The organism is Vibrio sp. 10N.247.311.51, assembly GCF_041467855.1.
Classification (GTDB): domain Bacteria; phylum Pseudomonadota; class Gammaproteobacteria; order Enterobacterales; family Vibrionaceae; genus Vibrio; species Vibrio coralliirubri.
In genome coordinates, this window is the sequence record NZ_JBFSVK010000002.1 from 218,963 (window position 1) to 238,672 (window position 19,710).

The window sequence follows — 19,710 nt, forward strand, 5'->3', positions numbered from 1 at the left end:
CACACCCTGGAGGGGTTCCCGAGTGGCCAAAGGGAGCAGACTGTAAATCTGCCGGCACTGCCTTCGATGGTTCGAATCCGTCTCCCTCCACCATATTCTTCTTACCTCTTTTTAGAGTTAAGAGAACAACCTGATTGATGGGCTTATGGGAAAACATCAATTTAGGCTTACTTTGTGAAGAGTAAGACACACCCTGGAGGGGTTCCCGAGTGGCCAAAGGGAGCAGACTGTAAATCTGCCGGCACTGCCTTCGATGGTTCGAATCCGTCTCCCTCCACCATATTATCCTTAATTGGAAAATCGAAAAGCCAACTCATTGAGTTGGCTTTTTTCGTTTCTGAGCTTTATCTCTTGCTAAACGTATCTTCTAAAACAACCCTCAACTTCCTAAACACTAACCCGCTACTACAAATAACTAATCGAGCTAAATCATTCAAACATCAGTGGTCCCATACTTCAGCATGACGTTCACAAACCAGATAAGCAGCGCAGCCTAAACAATTGGTCGATACATGTTCTTCGCATTCATTCGCCATTCTCTGTTTCTGCTGCAAAGTAATCTCAGGCTCCAATACGGGTTCAAAAAACTTTGTCATTACTCCTCACATCCAAATAGAATCAATTAGTTAGCTCTAGGCTAATCCAACCTTTGAGTAAGATACATCTCTTAGTATTTGTCGTGATGACACACTTCCGCTACTCATGTTCTTTATCGATTCCGCACGTTTCGTCATGTTGACATTGTTCCTTGAATCTAAACCCCTTCCCCCCCACCCAAAAAAGCTCAAAACCAATTTCCATGCAGCGACTTATCGATACATATCATTAAACGCAAAAAAGCCCCTGCTGATTTCTCAGCAGGGGCTTTCTATTATTTGGTGTCATTCCGAATAACTACATCCTATTGATGTTGAGTTAAATCCTGGAATTAACCTTGAATACCAACAATTAACCAAGGTGCATTGTTAGTTGTTAGGTCACGCTCTAAGTGCCAGATATCAGTGATATCTTCTTCAACGCCATCCGCTGTGTCACGGTAACGACCGCTAAACTGAAGGCTTAGCTGTGCTTTGCTACCATCGTGGTCTGCGCGAACGATTTCAGCATCAACGTACATTACGTCAGTGTGCTGATCACCGTCTAGCTTATTACGCTCAGCTTTTAGGTCTTCAAATAGGCTTGGAGATACGTATTCTTCAATTGTGTTTAGTTCGTTGTGATTCCATGCACCTTGCAGTGTACGGTAGTGCTCACGAGAACCATTGATGAATGCCGCTTGATCAAAGCCCGGTGGGTAGTTATGTGGAACATCGCTTTGTGCACCAAAACCGAAACCACCAGCAGCGCCTTGTGATTGAGGTTGTGTTTGCTCGAAGTTATGAACATTTGGTTGTTGCTTAGGTTGTTCAAATTTGTTCTGACCCATGCCGCCGAATGCTGGCTGTTGGCCACGTGCATTCTGCTGATTCATTGAGCCCTGCTTCGCGCCCAACATTCCACGTAGGAATTTAAACGCTAGGAAAGCAATCAGACCCATGATCAGAATATCCATGAACTGGATACCTTCAAATGCACCACCAAAGAATGCAGCTAAAAGACCACCAGCAAGTAAGCCACCTAGCAGACCGCCCATAAGGCCTTTCTTGCTAGAGTTAGCTGCTGTGTTCTTACCTGTTTGATCTTGACGGATCGAATTCGTGTTTTGTTGTTTTGGTGCTGGAGCCGTTTTAAAGCTTTTGCCAAATGACTTACCACCACCAAACTTTTTCGCTTCCGCGATTGGCGTCACCGCGACTGTTACCAACAGGATCGCGACTAGTGAGAAAAATCGTTTCATTATTATCCTTTATAATAGGGTTCTTTATCTTTCGACACCTTAATCATACTCGTTAACAAAGAACAATGAAATATTCACCGTGTTTACACATGTATCATAATATTGCGGCTATTAATTGATTACTAAACTAGCGAAGGGATTGACGGCACTCAGGGGCAGCATTAAAATATTGAACGATGTTCATTTAATAGAAAGTACCCATGGCAAGACGAAACGATCATACTCGCGAACAATTAGTGCAATTAACCTTAAAAACGGTAACCGACTTCTTAGAAGAGCACTCTTATCACGAGCTAAGTCTACGTAAAATCGCCAATATGATTGGTTACGTTCCAAGTACCTTAGTGAATGTATTTGGTAACTACAACCTACTGCTTTTGCATGTGGTCGCTCAAACATTAGATGAACTGGCGTCAGAATCTGCTGCAGCTGTTGAACAATCGAGCAACCCTCAACAAGCTCTATTCAACCTTGCCTACTGCTATCACGATTTTGCACAGAGACACCCTCACCGTTGGCAGCTTATCTTTGAGCACAACATGAACGGTGAAAACCTTCCTGAATGGCAATCGAATCGCATCGATAGAATGACAGGCATGCTAGAACAGTTGCTGGTAGCGATCGCTCCTGAACATACGAAAAGCGAAGTCGTTAAAGCCAGCCGTGTATTATGGTCTGGAGTACACGGAATTACTCTACTTAGCGTTGATGATAAATTTTTCGCCTCTGAGCCTATTGATGGTAAAGAGCTGATCAATAACCTAGTCTCAAACTACTTAACCAACTGGTAATCATCCAAGGAAAGACAATGAACAACAGCAGCCAATCTTCGCTGTTAACGCAAAAAAGGTTCCTACCCTACTTTATTACCCAATTTCTAGGAGCCTTTAACGACAACATATTCAAAAATGTCCTGTTACTGTTTGTTGCTTTCGCAAGCGTAGACACGCTGCCTATTTCCAGCAATCTATTCATTAATTTGGCCGCTGGCCTTTTTATTCTGCCCTTCTTCCTATTCTCAGCTTTAGCCGGTGTACTGGCTGACAAATACGAAAAATCGTGGTTTATCCGTAAAGTTAAGCTCCTCGAAGTAGTGATCATGTCACTGGGTGCGGTCGGTTTTATCTACGAAAGCTACGGCATATTACTGCTGCTTCTGTTCCTTATGGGAACGCAGAGTGCTTTCTTTGGCCCGGTGAAATACGCCCTGCTTCCACAACAGTTAGAAACAAAAGAACTGGTATCTGGTAATGCTCTTGTTGAGACAGGTACATTCTTAGCGATCCTGATTGGTACTCTAGGCGCAGGCATCATTGCATCTGAAGAAGGCGCGAAGCTCATCGCTGCGGTGTGTATTGTTTCGTTCGCCGTGCTTGGCTATGTATCGAGCTGCTTTATCCCACATGCGCCAAGTAATGCACCAGACCTTAAAGTAAAGTGGCAACCTGTAAAACTGACCCGCGCCACACTGGCGATTGCCAAAAAAGATCGCCCGACCTTTCAAGCTCTGATGTCTATCAGTTGGTTCTGGTTCCTTGGTGCGGCTTACCTAACTCAGTTTCCCAACTTCACTAAACTGCATCTAAACGGCACTGAAAGCTCGGTCGCCTTTTTACTGGCACTGTTCTCGGTAGGCATAGCAATCGGCTCTTTGGCTTGCGATAAGTTATCGAATCACCGCATTGAAATCGGCATCGTGCCAATGGGCAGCTTAGGTATCTCGATCTTCGGTCTTTTGATGGCGATATCCATCCCGGAGTCTTTGCCTGACTTTAGCTCTTTCCATCAATTCGTCACCTACTCAGAGCTGTGGCCACTGTTTGCTTACCTTCTTCTATTGGGTATCTCTGGCGGTATCTTTATCGTTCCTCTGTATTCACTGATGCAGTTACGTGCCAAGCCAGATGAACGTGCCCAAGTGATTGCCGGGCTCAATATTTATAACTCACTGTTCATGGTGGGAAGTGCGGTATTAGGTATTGTTTGCCTTAGTGTTCTAGAGCTTTCAATTCCACAGCTATTTATCTTGCTCGCGGTGGGCAACACTTTGGTGATGCTGTACCTGTTTTATCAGGTGCCTATCTACGCTTTTCGCTTCTTTACGTGGGTGGTCACTCACACCATGTACCGAGTTAAACATAAGAACTTACATCACCTGCCAGAAAAGGGCGGTGCGTTGATTGTCTGCAACCATGTGAGTTATATGGATGCACTGCTGCTGAGTGCGGTTTGCCCTCGCTTGATCCGTTTTGTGATGGAAGAGGATTACACCAAGTTACCGCCAATTCGACGCTTCTTAAAAAGAGCTGGGGTGATTCCAATCTCCGCGACCAACCGCAACTCGATTCGAAACGCTTTCAAAGAAGTAGAACGAGCCCTGCACGAAGGCCACATCGTGTGTATTTTCCCAGAAGGAAAGCTCACCTCTGATGGCGAAGTGGCTGAGTTCATGCGTGGTATGGAGCTGATCATCAAACGTTCCCCTGTCCCTGTGATTCCAATGGCTCTCAAAGGATTATGGGGCAGCTACTTTAGTCGTTACAAAGGCCGTGCCTGCAAAGGGTTACCCACTCGCTTCTGGACCAAGCTAGAGATAGAAGCTGGCGAGCCGATTTCACCTAAAGAAGCCTCTTGTGGAACGCTTCGACAGTCAGTCTCTGACCTTCGCGGATCACTACGCTAGCTAACCAGCCCTTTATTCATATCAGCTGAACAAGCGTTAAGTTTTCCTTAACGTTTGTTCAATTCATTTAGACTTACTTATCATTTTATTGAACGTATAGTGGTCTCATCACAATAACGCCACAACAAAACAAGACTCTAAATACAATGAACCTAAAAAAGTCCGTTCCATTTTATCTTGCTGCACTGTTTTGCTTAACGCCTTGGGTTAGCTCACCGACAGCCCTGGTTATCGGTTTCCTGCTGGCTAGTTTAGGATTAGTCCCTGAACACTTGGAAGTCGGCAAACTTACCAAAAAGCTACTGGCCTACTCTATTGTTGGCTTGGGTTTTGGTATTCAGTTTGAAAAAGCATTAGCAGTAACAGGCGATGGTATTGGGCTCATTGTAACGACAATTATCGGTACATTAGTCATTGGTTGGTTCTTGGCTAAACGAATGGGGTTAGACCGCACTACAGGGTACCTTATCTCTTCTGGTACCGCGATTTGTGGTGGTAGCGCGATAGCGGCTGTGGCGCCCGCTATCAAAGCAGACGATGAACAGATTGGCTTGGCATTAGCCACTGTATTCGTGTTGAACTCGGTTGCTCTATTCTTATTCCCGATGATTGGTCACGCGCTTGAGCTCAGCCAACAAACATTTGGTACTTGGGCAGCGATAGCGATTCACGATACGTCTTCTGTAGTAGGTGCAGCTTCAGCGTATGGCGAAGAAGCACTGACGACAGCGACAACGTTGAAGCTCGCTCGCGCACTTTGGATCATCCCAATCGCTTTAATCAGTGCGATGATCTTCAAGAACGATCAAAAGAAAATTACGGTTCCCTACTTCATTTTCTTCTATTGCGCCGCTATCGCGGTGAGTGACTTACTGCCACAATTTGAGATGGTCTATCAAGGAATCTTTGATGTGTCTAAGCGAGCACTGGTGGTATGTCTGTTCTTAATTGGCTGTGGTATTTCGGTTGAGAAGTTAAAAGCAGCAGGGCCGAAGCCATTGATGTTCGGTATTACGATGTGGGTGATGATCTCGACAGGTTCATTAGCGTGGTTAACTCTCGCTTAGCCCGCATAGAAATGCTTTAGATGATTGTCCGGTTACCTAGACACTCAGGTTAGCGAGCAACAAAACAAAAAGGCAAAGCTCCAATGGGCTTTGCCTTTATCGTTTGTGGTAAGGGTATTCTTTGTTGCAACAATCACGAATCAAACAGGGGCTTATCACTCTTCTTGTTCTCTCTTTTCATTAAAACAAGTACCACAACCAACACAAATGCGGTGAGCTCAGCCAACGAACGAGTCAACCCCGATGAGATGATCGCTTGGCCTATCTGCAGTAAAACCGCAATGATGAGGGCAATTTTCATAATAAGACCTTATTCTATAATCCGTTATTTATATGGCTTATTATGATGGATGGTTATAAAGATAATAAATTCTGTTTTGAACTATCTAATTGCTAAATTAACTAACCTAACGCAACTGCCCTTCTAACCACTTAATAAAGGTTCTTACCTTAGGTCGTTTTTCCGTGCCTAACGGGCAGATTAAGTCATACCCTTGGTCTGTATCCATGCTCGGATAAGGTGTTATGAGCTCACCAGTCTGAACATACTGCTTAACAAAATGATAGCGCCCCATCGCGACACCGATATTGCTGAGGGCACTTCTTACGCCCATATCCCGGTGGCTCACGCAGTAAAATTGCTCAAACAAGTTCACATCCAAACCGTGGTGTTTAATCCAACGCTGCCATACATCTGACCCTAGTGCATGAATGAAATTAATCCGGTGCAGCGATTCTAAGCCATCATCAAATATGTCGTGCTCAGCCGCGTAACTCGGTGTACACACCGGAATATACTTTTCACCAAACAGGCGCTGTCGATGCATGTCTTTGAGATCTTCAGCACCATAGTAAATGGCGACATCGAGATGATTTTGATGAAAATCCTGCTCTTCTTGCGAGAAAATATTGAGATTAAACTTTGGGTATCGCTGTTTAAAATCAGCCAACCTTGGCAGTAACCAACTGTTGGCAAATGCAGGACTGGTACCGATATTGATCTGTCCATACAAGTCTGTGTTGGTAATGTCTTCGATCTCACCAAAAATAGAGCTTAACGACTTGGATAACGTTCGTTGAAAGCGCTGGCCTTCTTCCGTTAGTTCCAGTTTACGAGTCCCTCGCACAAACAAGTTAAACCCGAGTTCACCTTCTAACACTTTGATTCGATGGCTAACGGCTCCCTGAGTCAGATGCAACTTTTTCGCCGCTAGCGTAAAGCTCATTTTCTCGGCAGCAACATTAAAAGTATGAAGATTTCTAAGTAAAGATTGATGGTTAGCCATACGAACTCATGCATTAAAAATTTTAATTCATACTACTACCCGTTTCGTTTGTTTGCATTAAGAAATAAGTTTTTAATAGCCGCAGTTACTTAAAATCCTGCCTCGATCAATCTTTGACTCCATACGTTGACGAGCAGAAACATTAAAAAAATTAATTACAAACTTAGGGGCACATATGAATATACTCGGGTATATGCAAAAAGTAGGTAAGGCATTGATGGTTCCCGTAGCCACACTGCCAGCTGCAGCAATCCTTATGGGAATCGGCTATTGGTTGGATCCTGTTGGTTGGGGTTCAGAAAGTATCTTAGCCGCATTCTTGATCAAATCTGGTGGCGCGATCATCGACAACATGGCGGTTCTGTTCGCGGTGGGTGTCGCATTTGGTTTGAGTCGTGATAAGAATGGCTCTGCGGCACTGTCTGGTTTTGTGATGTTCCTCGTCGTCACCACGCTACTTGCTCCGGGCTCTGTGGCTCAGTTAATGGATGTTGAACTCAGTGAAGTGCCAGCGGCATTTGGTAAAATCAGCAACCAATTCGTAGGTATCATTGTGGGTATCATCTCTGCTGAGATCTACAACCGCTACTCAACCGTTGAACTTCCTCAAGCTTTAGCATTCTTCAGTGGTAAGCGTTTGGTTCCTATCCTGACCTCAATCGCAGGTATGGCTCTCTCTTTTGCTCTACTTTACATCTGGCCAGCTGTTTACGACGCTCTGATCGTTCTAGGTATTAAACTAGAAAGCATGGGCGCAGTGGGTGCTGGTCTGTTTGGTTTCTTCAACCGTTTGTTCCTATCAGTTGGTATGCACCACGCTCTTTACCCTGTGTTCTGGTTCGACGTTGTTGGTATTAACGACATTCCAAACTTCCTAGGCGGCGCGCAATCTATCGCTAACGGCACGGGTATTCCGGGTAAAACAGGCATGTACCAAGCGGGCTTCTTCCCTATCATGATGTTTGGCCTACCAGCAGCAGCATTGGCGATGTACCACTGTTCTGATGCGAAAAACAAAAACCAAGTATTCGCAATCATGCTTGCGGCAGCTATGGCTTCATTCTTCACGGGTATCACAGAGCCACTAGAATTCAGCTTCATGTTCCTAGCACCTGTGTTGTTCCTACTGCACGCAGTATTAACAGGCCTATCGCTTTACATTGCAGCAAGCATGGAATGGATGGCAGGCTTCGGCTTCTCTGCTGGTTTCGTTGACCTAGTACTATCAAGCCAAAACCCACTAGCGGTTAACTGGTACATGCTACTGGTTCAAGGTGTGGTGTTCTTCGCGCTTTACTACGGTATTTTCCGCTTCGCTATCATCAAGTTCAACCTACGCACTCCAGGTCGTGGTGAAGAGATGGAAGCAGAGAAAGAAACTGAAACGCCAGAAGCATTGGCTAACCTAACCAATAGCTACATTGAAGCGGTTGGCGGTGCAGACAACATTCTAGAAGTCGATAACTGTATTACTCGTCTACGCTTAACTGTGAAAGACTCAGGTGCAGCAGACAGCGATAAACTGAAGAAACTCGGTGCGGCAGGTGTGGTACCGGTTGGTAAAGGTGGCCTGCAAGTTATCATTGGCCTAGGTAAGGTAGATAAAGTCGCTGAACAAATGAAGAAGGCACTCGCTTAACGCCAAATCTTGAATGACACGATAAGATACTAAGAATTTGTGACGGCTTCACCACCGTCACAACCCCCTGAAGCGCAATTACGACTAGTCACCGTGTATTGCGCTTCATTTTATTGCGCTTCGCTCTATTTAGAACGTGTCTGCTGTAACCACTGCGCCAATCCAGCGCGCGACACCTTAATACCTTGTTGTTCCTGCTGAGGCATTCGATAATACTCAACAGGAAATTTGAACCGTTCAAGACGACCAGTTAATTGCTCGATAAACCACTCTTTGGTTGGCAACTCAACACAATCGACAATCGCTGCAGGTCGGAATCCGAACTCATCATCTTCAATTGGAACAATAAAGGCCTGATTAACCTCAGACAATTGATTGAGTACTCGCTCAATTTCTTCGCAATGAATGTTCTCACCACCAGAAATAAACTGATTGTCGGCACGGCCAATAATCGACACTTGTTCGCCAACCCACTCACCAAGATCTTTGCTATCAAACCAACCGCTCTTATCAACTAATGGCGTTAATTTACCTTGATAGTAATACCCAGAAGCGAGCGTCTCGCCGCCAATAAAGATACGTTGTTCTTCAATTTTTAGCTGGCGATGGTTAAGGACAAAACCGGCGGTGCAGCTGGCATCAACGGGCTTCGCGGTCACGGTTGAAGCCGCTTCAGTCATGCCGTACCCAAGCCATGTTTCGATGCCCATTTGTTGAGCTTCGAGCCCAAGTGCTTCTGGTATATGACTACCACCCAAAAGTACATGCGTTAAAGTAAGTGCTTGCTTACTCTTTAACAATCGATGTAGCTGAGTAGCGACTAATGAAGCGTGACTGCATTCTTCTATATCGGTTTCAAGCTGACCTGTGCCTATTTTGATGCAGCCACCAGCCGCCAACCAACGATGAACTATCGCCAGTCCCGACACATGGTACATAGGTAAACTCAGTAACCAAGTGTCACCTTGTTGATAGCGAAACACCTCAAGCAGCCCTGACGCAGAACATAAGTGCTGCTCAAGTGTATGACCGACCGCTTTTGGGTTTCCGGTAGAACCTGAAGTGAATACGATGCTCGCTAGATTTTGCGGATTGAAGTTGGACTCTTGAGATGTCGTTATCTGCTCATCATCACCATCAACCTTCAGTTCACTTAGGCAAGACAAGGTCACCAACTGAGTATTCAAGTCAGCAGCCTCTGAATGCTCTATCCCACTACAGTCCAAAAGCCAAAGGTAGCTCTGTTGATCTGTTTGATATAAGGAATCGAGCTTTTGCTTCAGGCGTAAACTAGGCTGAGGCATCGTAAACGCACAAACCACACCCAAATTGAGTGCGGCAAGGTAAACCGGGATCACTTCAGCTTGATTCTTACCAACAATCGTCAGTACATCACCTTCAGATAGGCCTTGATGAGATAGCTGTTGTTGGTACTCACTAACCAACACAAACACTTGCTGCCAAGTATAAGTACGGTGAGTGGTCACTAACGCTGGTTGAAGTGGGTTTTGCTGCGCCCACTGTACCCAGAGCGGGTGATGATTAGATTGTGGGCGCATCATATGATAACCAAAAATAGATTAAGAACTTGTTAAGCTAACTAAATAGCCATTCAAATAGATCGGCCTAAGAAGACCAAATCAATTGTTGCTGTTCAAGTGTAGATACAGGCAACTGACTCCCCGGCCAAGAAACCTCTAGCTGCTGCTTGAACAAGCCAATCGTATCCAGCCCCGGCACTTCATTTGGCAAATACTGCTGCGCCAGACGAGCAATCTGAGTCAGACCTAGGCTCGACTCAATGCTTGAGCTCAATACAGGTTTCATTCCAAGCTTCTGTGCACGCTCAATGATTGCCACACAACGCTCGACAGAACCAATAAGAGTTGGTTTGATCACGACTGCTTTAACACCAGTAAGGTCGCTAAGATCAAACTCCGGGCTGCGCACCGCCTCTTGCAGTGTCTCGTCCCACGCAATCGCCACACCATGGTCAATGGCAAAGGCCAAGCTGTCTTCTGGTTTTTGGCAAGGCTCTTCAATAAAGCTTATGCGCTGGCGCAGTGACGGCGAAATGTATTTAATAAACTGCTTCGCTTTCTCTGGCTTCCACGCACGGTTGGCATCAAGTCTTAGGGTCAAATTAGGGATCGACTCAAGGAATAAGCTAACCAGCATGCCATCACGAATCGCTTCGTAGAGGCCGACTTTCACTTTTGCGACCTTCTCGCCTTGCATCTCATTCAATACAGGGATCAGTTCATCTGGATCGCCTGTACACAAAGGCGCCGCTTGGTAGTTACCTTGAGCGTTAAGATCGCCTCGCAATTCCATCATCGCCATTGAAAAGCCAAATGCGACAGAAGGATACAGCTCGTCGAAAGGCGTTTGAGGCTTATTGTGGCTCCAAAGCTCTAATTCGTGTTGAAGCTGAATACCAGCTTGTTCGGCATCTTCTTGGCTAAAACCGGGCAAAGGCGCAACTTCGCCAAAACCAGTTTTACCATCACACTCAAGTTGGATGATATAGCCAACGCGTTCGTTCAACTTATTGTCACGAAGAACCACGCCACTATCCATAGGTAATTGATAACGGTAAAGTTTAGCGTGACGCTGAGAATTCACTGAGTTCATAAAGTTTCCTAAAAAACGGGGAACATCAAAACAAAACGAGCCGCTATTAGCGACTCATTTTGAAGAAGAGAAAGACTATGGATTACGCGGGAACTTGTCGAAGTCTGGTCGACGTTTCTCGTTGAATGCGTTGCGGCCTTCTTGGCCTTCCTCTGTCATATAGAACATCATGGTTGCGTTACCAGCCAACTCTTGTAGACCGGCTTGTCCATCACAGTCTGCGTTCAATGCCGCTTTCAAGCAACGCAGTGCCATTGGGCTGTGTTGAAGCACTTCACGACACCAACGAACGGTCTCTTTTTCTAGGTCAGCGACAGGAACAACGGTGTTTACAAGGCCCATGTCCAGCGCTTCTTGTGCATCGTAGAAGCGGCACAAGAACCAGATTTCACGCGCTTTCTTTTGACCAACGATACGAGCCATGTAAGAAGCACCCCAACCACCATCAAATGAACCCACTTTAGGACCCGTCTGGCCAAACTGCGCGTTTTCAGCGGCAATCGTAAGGTCTGCCATCATGTGAAGTACATGACCGCCGCCTACTGCCCAACCCGATACCGCTGCGATAACTGGTTTTGGACAAGTACGAATTTGACGTTGGAAATCAAGTACGTTCAGGTGGTGTGTACCTGAATCATCTTGGTAGCCGCCGTAGTCACCACGAATACTTTGGTCACCACCAGAACAGAACGCCTTCTCACCAAGACCCGTCAAAATGATCACGCCTACTTTCTCGTCGTAACGAGCGTCAGCCAGTGCGTTGATCATCTCTTTTACGGTTTGTGGACGGAACGCATTGTGGACTTGAGGACGCGCAATCGTGATTTTTGCAATACCATCGTCAGATTTGTGGTACTGAATATCTTCGTATTGACTGCTTTCATCGCTCCAGTTAACTGCCGCGTAAAGTTCTTCTTCTGTGATGCCTACTGTTTTAGCCATGGTGATTCCCATTGTTCTATTAGAGACCACGACTAACGAGTAGTCGTGACGGTGTTGCTCTGCTTTTGATAGTGCTTGATACGAGAGAACCGCTCAGTCAGATTAACGACGACTGGCGATACATTGGATTATCAGGTTGGAAAACAGCTCAGGTTGCTCAAAATGAACATTATGACCAGCGTAATCCACCTGACTATATTCAAAGCCACTATTCTCAGCTAGCTCCATGAATTTACGATCTTTTTCTCCACATACATAATGCAATAAATGCTCATGAGATTTCAATGTGGCACGTAAATCCGGTTGCTTAGCTAACGAAGTAGATAACAACATATTTGCTACGGATACTCCAAGGTTACCACTACGCTTTATGACCAAAGTTTGTCTTTGCTCATGATTTAGTGAAGAAAAGACGCTTTGTTGATACCAATCGTCTAAAACATCTTCAATCGACTGCTGTGCAAAGCGAACAGCCCATTGTGTATCGTGTACTAACCTTTGTGCTCTTTCTTCATCACATTCCAAGCCAAAGTTGCCACCTTCAATGATGACTTTCTCGAGGTTGAGCGTCTCAAAGCAAGGGCTTGTCACCCCATACATAGCGAGCCTTCCGCCCATAGAATACCCAATCACTACAATAGGGTGATCGGCAGGAAGATCGTTGAGAGCCAGTTGAGATGTGATGCACTGGACAATTTTCTTGCAGCAATGATCAAACCCTACCGGATCGATAAAGCGACTTTGTCCGTGTCCGGGTAAATCTATGCAAAGGAGAGGAAAATCCTCGAGGAATGGATGACATGCACTCCAATCATCCCCGCTTCCGAGTAAACCATGTAAAAAAACAAGCAAAGGTTTGTCAGAAGAATCTTGTACAGCTGGGTAATAATCGGAGTAAAGCATGTAAAGTCCTTAGGCTAATGCCTCGGTGAGCATTGAACTGAATTGTTTCAGCAAAGTAGACGCTTGTTCGGGAGGCGTCTTAACTTCCACGAGCAAGGTACCCTGACCCTGTTCGAAATGTTGTTCGATAATGGTTTGATAGCAATTCAAGGTTTCTGGCGCAGCGTATCCCAACTGGAATTGCGCAGCAGCGTGTTCAAAACTGAAACCATGAGGCATTTGATAAAGTGACTGTTTCTGCTGTTCTGGTACCGGCAATAAATCAAAGATCGCACCACCATCATTATTGGTCACAACAATAACCATCGGCGTTAAATTATGAGTCAGCAGAGCCAGTGAGTTGAGGTCGTAAAGCAGAGAGGTATCGCCAATCAACATCAACAAAGGATTCTGGTTGGCTTTCACTACACCCGCAGCCGTTGCCACCAAGCCATCAATGCCCGATGCACCGCGATTGCTGTAAACCCAATTCGCAGATATTGACGACAGCATATCCACCAGCCTTACCATCAAGCTGTTTCCCACAAACAACTCTCTGTCTTTAAGTCTAGACGACAAGTCAACCGCAACACTCAACTCGGTCAGTTGATCATTATTGGATATTTGGGCAAGTGCCAGTTGCTGAACGGTATTGGCCACCTCGATTAAAGGCGTCGCCCAACCCGAGTGTTTGCCCAACAACGTTGGCAGGTGTTGATCGGTTATCCATGACTCAATATTGGCAACAATATGCGTTTGAGGCAGATGGTCTTGATTTATACGGTGCGCATCAGGTGAAACCACAACATATTGCGTGCAATCGAACCAAGCTGCTTGTGACTTAACCCAATGGTTTAATCGCTTAGAAACAATGCGCTCACCAAACTGAAGAATGAAATCACACTGGTTGAGTTGCTCTTTGACTGAGTCACTCTGCATCCACAGATCATAATGCTTCCAATCACTACTCACGCCCGATTGAGGATCACAGAAAATTGGCCAGCCCAACGCCGAAGCAAACTGCTGCGCTTTTGTTGCCGCTCCTTTATCAATCGAACCAATAATCACCGCACCTTTACGCGCTAGGTAATCGCCCGGCGCTATCGGCTGTACAGTCAAATGGTTGGGTAAACAGGTATTAGAATACGGGGTTGTTGACGAAATCCACCCAGCGATACTGTTAGTGTAGTCAGCATACATGTCAGCACTGTTCTTAGAATAGAGCGGCTCTGGGAACGGACAATTGATGTGAATCGCACCGCCCACATTGCGTTGTTTCGCAAGCGCGCTATCAACCGATGTTAGAAGCCAATTCAAAGAAATCTGTGTCGTTGGGCTTGGTAGATTTAAAGCACTTTCTACATGGGAAGAAAAGATACCATGCTGCTGAATCGCTTGATTGGCACCACAGTCGACCAAGTCGATGGGTCTATCAGAGGTCAGTAAGATCAGTTTCTCTCGTGTCAGCCCGGATTCAGCCGTCGCAGGAAGCAAATTCGCAACAGCGGTTCCTGATGTCACAATCACTGCAACTGGCTTATCACTTGCTTTTGCTAAACCTAAAGCTAAGAATCCAAGACCACGCTCATCAAAGTGCGTGTGTAAGGTTAACTTGGGGTTGGCTTCAGCTTCGAGAGTTAATGGCGTTGAGCGAGAGCCCGGCGCAACACAAACATGTTCAACACCGCTGCGTGTTAGCTCTTCAAGTAACGTGTGACACCAAACTCTGTTTAATACGGCTTGGTCGTGATTCATGACGCCACACCTAATGGTGGGTGATCAGAAATGAGGCTGAGTAAGGTAGACATCTTCTTGTTCAGCTCTTGCCACTCATGTTCGGCAACCGATCCCGGCACGATCCCCGCGCCAGCAAACAGTTGTACTTGATCGTTTACAATCAAGGCGCTTCGAATCGCCACGCAGAATTCCGCTCGCAGATGACTGATATAGCCTACAGACCCTGCATACCAGCCTCGAGCAAACGGTTCGTGTTCTAAAATGAAATCCATCGCCTCTTTACGTGGCAAACCCGCCACCGCAGCAGTTGGCTGTAAGGCAGCAAGCAACTGCACACCATTAACACCATTGTTGAGCTGAGCATGGATATTACGCTTCAAATGCTGCACCTTGCGCAAGCGCACTAAACGCGCATCCTTTTCAACATGGACTGTTTGAGAATGGGGAGTGAGACGCTCAATGATGTCGTCGACCACATACTGGTTCTCATTGAGGTTTTTGCTGTCTTGAGAAAGCCAGTTGGCCAGTTCCATATCCTCAGTAGCGTTCTCTCCACGACCAATGGTTCCAGCAAGCGCTTCGGTATCGAGCTCAGTACCATATCGGCTATATAAGCGTTCAGGTGTCGAGCCAATGAAACTGTGTTTAGAATCCAGTACCAACATAAAGTGGAAACTGTGGTGATTTTGCAGATAGCTGGCTTTAAGTAATTGAGCTGCGCAGATTGGCGCATCGAGCTGCAGTGTGGTTTTACGCGCTAAAACGACTTTTTTGTACTCTTCATCGCTAATGCCTTGCAGCACTTTATCGACAAGGTTGCCCCACTGTTCTCTTTCTGGAACGTGATTGATCTGTTCAATATGGGCAGACAAAGGCGCCAATATCGCGGCTTCTACAGAAAGCTTATTCAAAGCATTAATAGAAGAAACGCGATCAGGGGACAAGTTAACCGCCAGCGACCAAGTATTGTCAAAGCGGATCAATTCAACCTGAGGAAGGAAGAAAAACGATTCCATGCAGCGGCGGTTCTTTGCGGTGTGCCCGTCAAACGAGCGTCCACCCCAGATTCGTTGGTCTTCACCAAGAATCGCGTACGCGGGTGCAGGATCTGAAAACGTATGTAACTGTCCGAGCGCAACAACCTCTTCACGAGTGTCGCGTGACTGCCAGTAGAACTTAGGAAAGAGCGGTTGAGCATGAAGCCATTCTATAAATGCAAACGATGGTTTTTGCGTTAGAACTTCAACACAACGAACTTCGCTTGCTTGGGCATTTTGTACTCGCTCAATCAAAGCGGAGATAGTTTGCTGGAAATGTGACAAATCGACCTCGTTCACATCTAAATTATTATATTAGTTTGATACTTTATGGGCAGTACCCACTTAGATCAAGAATGTACTATATCTTTTCAACATTCCTGTGATTTTAAGCGATCCCGCCCCTTTATTCATCTTAGCCAATAACCAAGAAAGCGATTAATTAAAATTTAGAAAAGAGTGACAACAAAAAGGCTAAACGTGACACTGAAATGCGACATTCATCAGATTTTTATTCTATCAAACGCCATTTTGCGGTACTTTAATAAAGTATTTAAATTAATTTCAGGAAATCGGCAATGCAAAATATCGGGATGTCGTCAAAACTCAACAGCGTATGCTACGAAATCAGGGGGCCTGTACTCAAACATGCTAAGCGCATGGAAGAAGAAGGGCATAAAATACTGAAGCTTAATATTGGTAACCCCGCCCCATTTGGTTTTGACGCCCCTGATGAAATCCTTGTTGACGTAATCCGTAACCTACCGACATCTCAAGGTTACTGCGACTCAAAAGGCATCTATTCAGCCCGCAAAGCGGTTGTTCAGCACTACCAGAAAAAAGGCCTACGTAACCTTGATGTAGAAGACGTTTACATTGGTAACGGCGCATCAGAGCTTATCGTTATGTCTATGCAAGCGCTACTGGATAATGGTGATGAAATCTTAGTTCCCGCTCCGGACTACCCACTATGGACAGCGTCTGTTGCGCTTTCTGGTGGTACACCGGTTCACTACATGTGTGATGAAGATGCTGATTGGTATCCAGATTTAGACGACATGCGTGCGAAGATCTCACCAAAGACGCGCGGCATCGTTCTTATCAACCCGAACAACCCAACAGGCGCGGTATACAGCCGTGATTTCCTATTACAAGTGGTTGAGATTGCTCGTGAGCACGGTTTGATCATCTTCGCTGATGAGATCTACGACAAAGTACTTTACGACGGTGCGGTACACACTTCAGTGGCAACGCTTGCTGAAGACGTATTAATGGTCACGTTCAACGGCCTATCTAAAGCTTACCGTGTATGTGGTTTCCGTGGTGGTTGGATGTTCTTAACAGGCCCTAAACACCTAGCGAAAGGCTACGTTGAAGGACTAGAAATGCTGGCCTCAATGCGTTTGTGTGCCAACGTTCCGATGCAACACGCTATCCAAACCGCACTCGGTGGCTATCAGAGTATCAATGAGCTGATTCTTCCAGGCGGTCGACTGCTTGAACAGCGTGACCGTGCATGGGAACTGATCAACAAGATCCCTGGCGTTTCTTGTGTGAAACCGAAAGGTGCAATGTACCTGTTCCCTAAAATCGACACCAACATGTACAACATCAAAGACGATCAGAAATTTGTACTCGACTTCCTTAAGCAAGAGAAGGTGTTATTGGTTCAAGGTACTGGCTTCAACTGGCCGAAACCGGACCACTTCCGCATCGTGACTCTGCCGCACATCGAAGATCTAGAAATCGCGATTGGTCGTCTAGAGCGCTTCTTACAGACCTACAACCAAGACGACCTCGTCGAAGGTTAATAAGCACAAAGAAAGATGGCTACAATTTGCTGTTTTAAAAGACTTTAACTTGTATTCATTCACTTCTATGCTTAAAAGGCTCCTGTTTAGGAGCCTTTTTTGTATCCGCTGTCTCGTATGCCTGCGCAAACACAAAATACGAGTGGAGAATTGTTTAAAAAGGACATTTATGAAACAGAGCCATTTCTTTGCCCATCTCGCACGCATGAAGCTAATTCAACGCTGGCCCCTGATGCGATCTGTCTCAAGCGAGAACATTTCAGAACATAGCCTACAGGTTGCTTTCGTGGCACACGCTTTGGCGCTGATCAAGAACAAGAAGTTTGATGGTCAACTTAACCCTGAGCACATTGCTCTGCTTGGCATGTACCACGACACCAGTGAGGTACTGACAGGTGATTTGCCAACGCCAGTTAAATACTACAATCCGGATATTGCACAAGAGTATAAGAAGATAGAAGCCGCAGCAGAACAAAGACTGCTTTCGATGTTGCCAGAAGAGTTCCGAGACGACTTCGCCCCCTTCTTAATATCTGGTACTGCGAGTAAAGAAGAGCAAAGCATCGTCAAGCAGGCAGATACTATCTGTGCGTACCTGAAATGCTTGGAAGAGCTCAGTGCGGGCAATCATGAATACGAGCAAGCCAAGCGCCGACTGGAAGAGACACTCGAACAACGCAAAAGCCCAGAAATGGACTACTTTCTCACCACATTTGCGCCGAGCTTTGAATTATCACTAGACGAGATAAGCTAGCTGGGTATAAGTTGTTTTTAATTAGCTAAATAAAATCAATTTGATAGGTGCTATTTTGAATTCTCAACTCGAACCACCCTTTGTACTCGAACAAGAATGGCAGCATCGAAATGACGATGAACACAAAATAAGACGGGATGATCACCGCAGCCCGTATCAGCGTGACCGTGCGCGCGTGCTTCACTCTGCTGCTTTCCGTCGCTTACAAGCGAAAACCCAGATCCATGGCACCACGGTCAACGACTTTCACCGAACGCGCCTTACTCACTCTCTTGAGGCCGCTCAGCTTGGCACCGGTATCGTCGCTCAACTGAAGAAAAAGCAGCCCGAATTTCGAGACCTATTACCCTCAGACAGTTTGATTGATTCACTGTGTTTGGCTCACGACATCGGTCATCCACCTTATGGACATGGCGGCGAAGTCGCACTCAACTACATGATGCGCGACCACGGCGGCTTTGAGGGCAACGCTCAAACGTTTCGCATTGTCACACAGCTAGAACCTTACACTGAACATCACGGGATGAACCTATCTCGACGCACTTTGTTAGGTCTAATTAAGTACCCTTCTCTGCTGAGTGAGGTTCAAGCTAAATTGCAGTCTGAACCCGTAAAGCATCAACGACAGCTCCGAGCTAAAGATTGGATGCCAGCAAAAGGCATCTACAATCATGATGAAGAACTGTTTAACTGGGTGCTTGAACCGCTTTCAAGCAGCGACCAACAGCTCCTAAAACAGAAAAGAAAAACACACACCGAGCCTCTTGAACATAACAAGACCAAGTATAAGTCGCTTGATTGTTCGATCATGGAGTTGGCTGATGACATCGCGTATGGCGTGCATGATTTAGAAGATGCGATTGTGCTTGGCTCTGTGACCAAAGCTCAGTGGGTCGAATCGGCTTACCCTCAACTGAAAGAGATGGCCGACCCATGGATTTGTGAACACCTAGATTCTATTACAGAGATGCTTTTCTCTGGTGAACAGTATCGTCGAAAGGATGCCATTGGTGGGATAGTCAACGCCCTGTTGACCAGCATCTCGATTAAGCGAGTGGATGCTAACTTTGAGAATGTGCTTTTGGCTTACAATGCGGTGCTTGAACCGAGCATGGACGGCACGCTCGATAAGCTGAAAAACTTTGTCAGCGAGTTTGTGATTCAAGTGCCTCAGGTTCAGGTCATCGAATACAAAGGCCAACAGATCATCATGGATATGTTTGAAGCATTCAGCGCTGATCCTGAACGCTTGCTGCCACTGCCCATCAAGAAGCAGTGGCTGCAACATCAAGATGAATCAAGAAAGATGCGCGTGATAGCCGATTACATTTCATCGATGACTGATGATCTTGCGCAGAAAATGCATCAGCAACTGTTCTCGGCTCATACCGAGTTTTAATT

17 protein-coding genes and 2 tRNA genes are annotated in these 19,710 nt (G+C 45.9%); 9 read left to right on the top strand and 10 right to left on the bottom strand.

What is annotated here, in order from left to right; translation table 11 throughout:
• Positions 1-8: 8 nt before the first annotated feature.
• Together AB6E85_RS03160 and AB6E85_RS03165 are read left to right on the top strand one after the other, a co-directional pair.
• Positions 9-93 (top strand) — tRNA-Tyr (locus AB6E85_RS03160).
• 102 nt (positions 94-195) lie between these two features.
• Positions 196-280, top strand: a tRNA-Tyr gene (locus tag AB6E85_RS03165).
• A gap of 160 nt (positions 281-440) precedes the next feature.
• Here AB6E85_RS03165 and AB6E85_RS03170 read toward each other — a convergent pair.
• Together AB6E85_RS03170 and AB6E85_RS03175 are read right to left on the bottom strand one after the other, a co-directional pair.
• Complete coding sequence (locus AB6E85_RS03170) at positions 441-596, bottom strand: hypothetical protein (protein WP_162926809.1); 156 nt, start codon at positions 594-596, stop codon at positions 441-443.
• A gap of 332 nt (positions 597-928) precedes the next feature.
• Entirely contained in the window at positions 929-1,837 is a 909-nt protein-coding gene (locus AB6E85_RS03175) for a Tim44 domain-containing protein (protein ID WP_017068945.1), read from the bottom strand.
• Positions 1,838-2,037: 200 nt separating this feature from the next.
• Here AB6E85_RS03175 and AB6E85_RS03180 point away from each other — a divergent pair, with 200 nt between their 5' ends.
• The 3 genes from AB6E85_RS03180 (at position 2,038) to AB6E85_RS03190 (ending at position 5,587) form a co-directional block, all read left to right on the top strand.
• Positions 2,038-2,628, top strand: coding sequence for a TetR/AcrR family transcriptional regulator (locus AB6E85_RS03180; RefSeq protein ID WP_017064073.1), 591 nt, complete (start codon positions 2,038-2,040; stop codon positions 2,626-2,628).
• Positions 2,629-2,645: 17 nt separating this feature from the next.
• Complete coding sequence (locus AB6E85_RS03185; protein ID WP_372141415.1) at positions 2,646-4,520, top strand: MFS transporter; 1,875 nt, start codon at positions 2,646-2,648, stop codon at positions 4,518-4,520.
• A 146-nt stretch (positions 4,521-4,666) separates the two neighbouring features.
• Positions 4,667-5,587, top strand: a complete 921-nt coding sequence (locus AB6E85_RS03190) for a YeiH family protein (protein ID WP_048613077.1) — start codon at positions 4,667-4,669, stop codon at positions 5,585-5,587.
• 133 nt (positions 5,588-5,720) lie between these two features.
• Here the strand turns inward: AB6E85_RS03190 and AB6E85_RS03195 are convergent, their stop codons facing one another.
• Both AB6E85_RS03195 and AB6E85_RS03200 read right to left on the bottom strand, forming a co-directional pair.
• Positions 5,721-5,888 (bottom strand): hypothetical protein, encoded by a 168-nt coding sequence (locus AB6E85_RS03195; protein ID WP_372141417.1) that lies wholly within the window; start codon positions 5,886-5,888, stop codon positions 5,721-5,723.
• A gap of 106 nt (positions 5,889-5,994) precedes the next feature.
• Positions 5,995-6,873, bottom strand: coding sequence for a LysR substrate-binding domain-containing protein (locus AB6E85_RS03200; RefSeq protein WP_050621093.1), 879 nt, complete (start codon positions 6,871-6,873; stop codon positions 5,995-5,997).
• A 193-nt stretch (positions 6,874-7,066) separates the two neighbouring features.
• Between AB6E85_RS03200 and nagE the strand changes: the two genes are divergently transcribed.
• On the top strand, positions 7,067-8,512 hold the full coding sequence (gene nagE, locus AB6E85_RS03205; RefSeq protein ID WP_170930211.1) for an N-acetylglucosamine-specific PTS transporter subunit IIBC: 1,446 nt from the start codon (positions 7,067-7,069) through the stop codon (positions 8,510-8,512).
• 125 nt (positions 8,513-8,637) lie between these two features.
• Here nagE and menE read toward each other — a convergent pair whose 3' ends face one another.
• The 6 genes from menE to AB6E85_RS03235 all read right to left on the bottom strand — a co-directional run bounded on the left by menE (position 8,638) and on the right by AB6E85_RS03235 (position 16,029).
• On the bottom strand, positions 8,638-10,074 hold the full coding sequence (menE, locus tag AB6E85_RS03210; protein ID WP_372141419.1) for an o-succinylbenzoate--CoA ligase: 1,437 nt from the start codon (positions 10,072-10,074) through the stop codon (positions 8,638-8,640).
• 64 nt (positions 10,075-10,138) lie between these two features.
• On the bottom strand, positions 10,139-11,146 hold the full coding sequence (gene menC, locus AB6E85_RS03215) for an o-succinylbenzoate synthase (protein ID WP_372141421.1): 1,008 nt from the start codon (positions 11,144-11,146) through the stop codon (positions 10,139-10,141).
• Between the two features lie 75 nt (positions 11,147-11,221).
• Complete coding sequence (menB, locus tag AB6E85_RS03220; RefSeq protein WP_017060170.1) at positions 11,222-12,088, bottom strand: 1,4-dihydroxy-2-naphthoyl-CoA synthase; 867 nt, start codon at positions 12,086-12,088, stop codon at positions 11,222-11,224.
• A 102-nt stretch (positions 12,089-12,190) separates the two neighbouring features.
• Positions 12,191-12,991: a 2-succinyl-6-hydroxy-2,4-cyclohexadiene-1-carboxylate synthase gene (gene menH / locus AB6E85_RS03225; protein WP_122082012.1), complete on the bottom strand. Its 801-nt coding sequence runs from the start codon at positions 12,989-12,991 to the stop codon at positions 12,191-12,193.
• Positions 12,992-13,000: 9 nt separating this feature from the next.
• A complete protein-coding gene (gene menD / locus AB6E85_RS03230) occupies positions 13,001-14,725 on the bottom strand; it encodes a 2-succinyl-5-enolpyruvyl-6-hydroxy-3-cyclohexene-1-carboxylic-acid synthase (protein ID WP_372141424.1) in 1,725 nt (574 codons plus the stop codon).
• Positions 14,722-16,029, bottom strand: a complete 1,308-nt coding sequence (locus AB6E85_RS03235; RefSeq protein ID WP_372141426.1) for an isochorismate synthase MenF — start codon at positions 16,027-16,029, stop codon at positions 14,722-14,724. Before AB6E85_RS03235 ends, menD begins: the two co-directional genes overlap by 4 nt.
• A gap of 293 nt (positions 16,030-16,322) precedes the next feature.
• On the opposite strand from AB6E85_RS03235, the gene AB6E85_RS03240 reads away from it, so the two are divergent.
• The 3 genes from AB6E85_RS03240 (at position 16,323) to AB6E85_RS03250 (ending at position 19,708) form a co-directional block, all read left to right on the top strand.
• The gene (locus AB6E85_RS03240) at positions 16,323-17,555 is read left to right on the top strand and encodes a pyridoxal phosphate-dependent aminotransferase (RefSeq protein WP_372141428.1); all 1,233 of its coding nucleotides are present in this window, start codon (positions 16,323-16,325) and stop codon (positions 17,553-17,555) included.
• Between the two features lie 169 nt (positions 17,556-17,724).
• Positions 17,725-18,309, top strand: a complete 585-nt coding sequence (yfbR, locus tag AB6E85_RS03245; protein ID WP_017060613.1) for a 5'-deoxynucleotidase — start codon at positions 17,725-17,727, stop codon at positions 18,307-18,309.
• Between the two features lie 55 nt (positions 18,310-18,364).
• Positions 18,365-19,708 (top strand): anti-phage deoxyguanosine triphosphatase, encoded by a 1,344-nt coding sequence (locus tag AB6E85_RS03250; protein WP_372141430.1) that lies wholly within the window; start codon positions 18,365-18,367, stop codon positions 19,706-19,708.
• Positions 19,709-19,710: the final 2 nt, after the last annotated feature.

Coding starts and splice junctions, on each gene's coding strand:
- AB6E85_RS03170 (WP_162926809.1), bottom strand. CDS start 596: ATGACAAAGTTTTTTGAACCCGTATTGGAGCCTGAGATTACTTTGCAG.
- AB6E85_RS03175 (WP_017068945.1), bottom strand. CDS start 1,837: ATGAAACGATTTTTCTCACTAGTCGCGATCCTGTTGGTAACAGTCGCG.
- AB6E85_RS03180 (WP_017064073.1), top strand. CDS start 2,038: ATGGCAAGACGAAACGATCATACTCGCGAACAATTAGTGCAATTAACC.
- AB6E85_RS03185 (WP_372141415.1), top strand. CDS start 2,646: ATGAACAACAGCAGCCAATCTTCGCTGTTAACGCAAAAAAGGTTCCTA.
- AB6E85_RS03190 (WP_048613077.1), top strand. CDS start 4,667: ATGAACCTAAAAAAGTCCGTTCCATTTTATCTTGCTGCACTGTTTTGC.
- AB6E85_RS03195 (WP_372141417.1), bottom strand. CDS start 5,888: ATGAAAATTGCCCTCATCATTGCGGTTTTACTGCAGATAGGCCAAGCG.
- AB6E85_RS03200 (WP_050621093.1), bottom strand. CDS start 6,873: ATGGCTAACCATCAATCTTTACTTAGAAATCTTCATACTTTTAATGTT.
- nagE (WP_170930211.1), top strand. CDS start 7,067: ATGCAAAAAGTAGGTAAGGCATTGATGGTTCCCGTAGCCACACTGCCA.
- menE (WP_372141419.1), bottom strand. CDS start 10,074: ATGATGCGCCCACAATCTAATCATCACCCGCTCTGGGTACAGTGGGCG.
- menC (WP_372141421.1), bottom strand. CDS start 11,146: ATGAACTCAGTGAATTCTCAGCGTCACGCTAAACTTTACCGTTATCAA.
- menB (WP_017060170.1), bottom strand. CDS start 12,088: ATGGCTAAAACAGTAGGCATCACAGAAGAAGAACTTTACGCGGCAGTT.
- menH (WP_122082012.1), bottom strand. CDS start 12,991: ATGCTTTACTCCGATTATTACCCAGCTGTACAAGATTCTTCTGACAAA.
- menD (WP_372141424.1), bottom strand. CDS start 14,725: ATGAATCACGACCAAGCCGTATTAAACAGAGTTTGGTGTCACACGTTA.
- AB6E85_RS03240 (WP_372141428.1), top strand. CDS start 16,323: ATGCAAAATATCGGGATGTCGTCAAAACTCAACAGCGTATGCTACGAA.
- yfbR (WP_017060613.1), top strand. CDS start 17,725: ATGAAACAGAGCCATTTCTTTGCCCATCTCGCACGCATGAAGCTAATT.